The sequence below is a fragment of the Blautia sp. CAG:237 genome (assembly GCF_000436615.1).
Classification (GTDB): Bacteria; Bacillota; Clostridia; order Lachnospirales; family Lachnospiraceae; genus Blautia_A; species Blautia_A intestinihominis.
This window is the reverse complement of sequence record NZ_FR886709.1, coordinates 1-1,600: the sequence shown is the minus strand read 5'-3', so window position 1 is coordinate 1,600 and position 1,600 is coordinate 1. Positions and strand designations below refer to the sequence as shown.

The 1,600-nt window shown below is 42.8% G+C and carries 2 protein-coding genes; both read right to left on the bottom strand.

Annotated features, from left to right (window positions below; translation table 11 throughout):
* Nucleotides 1-32: 32 nt before the first annotated feature.
* The gene (locus QZL69_RS03885) at nucleotides 33-887 is read right to left on the bottom strand and encodes a YitT family protein (RefSeq protein ID WP_022213913.1); all 855 of its coding nucleotides are present in this window, start codon (nucleotides 885-887) and stop codon (nucleotides 33-35) included.
* A gap of 32 nt (nucleotides 888-919) precedes the next feature.
* Nucleotides 920-1,480, bottom strand: coding sequence for a prolyl-tRNA synthetase associated domain-containing protein (locus QZL69_RS03880; protein WP_022213912.1), 561 nt, complete (start codon nucleotides 1,478-1,480; stop codon nucleotides 920-922).
* Nucleotides 1,481-1,600 lie beyond the last annotated feature (120 nt).

The following is a 1,600-nucleotide window of genomic DNA, read 5'->3' as shown; positions in this document are numbered from 1 at the left end:
CGGGGGCGAGACCATTGGTCTCGCCCCAACTTTTATACTTTTGGCTGATAACGCATATTAGACACATTATATACCGTGATAAATGCAAGTGGATCTTCTTTGTTGATGAAGTTCATCAGCTTCTGATACTCCGTCTTATCTACGATGGTGATGATCTCATTTCGTTTCTGCATATTGTAAGCACCGTATGCCTCATAAACAGTAGCTCCACTATGTAATTCATGGATAATGAAGTTTCGGAGCTCTTCTTCCTTCTTCGTGATGATGCACACACGTCGTTTAATGTTATGGTCAAAGATAAAATGATCCAGAACGATTCCGTTGAAATAAGTTCCAAGGATACTCAAAACGACAGTCTTCTTGTCATAAACAAGTGCGGCAGAAAGTGCAACGCACATGCCTGAAAGTGACATGGCCTTGCCAAGTTCCATATGCAGATATTTGTTCATGATCTTTGCAACGATGTCCAGACCGCCGGAGGATGCATTTCTGTTAAAAAGAATGCTCAGTCCTACGCTGACGACCAGGATATAGCAGAGAACATCCAGCTCCTGACTGTTGGTCATGGAACCGAAATCAGGAAAAATCTTTTCGAACAGACCAAGAAACAGAGGAAGCATGATGCTGGTATAAACAGTCTTTACACCAAACTCTTTACCGCAGGTAAAAAAACCGATGATCAGCAGTACCACATTCAGGATCATCGTGATCGCAGAAAGCGGAAGCGGCACAAAGTTGGACAAAACGATTCCAAGACCGGAAATGCTGCTGACAGAAGTATGGCTTGGAACCAGGAAAAAATATACCGCTGCGGCGATGATCGCCACGGCAATAGTCAGAATCACTGTTTCCAGTAACAGTTTTGAATAATTCAATTGTTTTTTCATGATAAGATCTCCAGGTAATAGTTTTTGAAAGATTAAGCCTGTTCTTCCGGAAGAGGAAGCTTCACCGTGATCGGAGGGTGATCGAGAGCAGGGATGATCTTGTCTGTGAAATCCTTTGTTGAGAATTTCAGGCTGGATGTGTTGATACATGGGTGACATCCGAAATATGGATCTTTGAGTACATCTTCGTCGATCAGAAGCTGGACTTTTTTCTCATGGTCGTTCATAAGACCAAGGACACTGACAGACCCGGGTGTGATGTCCAGATATTTTTCCATATATTCCGGTTTGGCGAAGGACAATCTGGCAGAACCGATCTGTGCGGAGAGATTCTTGGTCTTAAAAGGTTTGTCACCCGGCATCAGGAGCAGATAGAAGTCTGTTTCCTGGCGGTTGCACAGAAAAAGGTTTTTGCAGATCGCTGTGTCATCACCAAGGACACGGTCGATTGCCTCGCAGGCCTCCATTGTCATGGCTGCCTCGTGATCTACTCTCTGATACTCTACTCCAAGTTTATCTAAAAAATCATATACGCGGATCTCTTTGTCGAGTCTGCCATCTGTATTTTCTGGTCTTCCGTTTTGTAACTGCATTTGTTATAACTCCTTGTAAATTAACTTTTATTAGAATACATTCTTTTATATTATGGCTTGACACTCCCCACAGCTAAAGCCTTAACTTGACCCATTTTTATATTTCTTGATGGGATATGC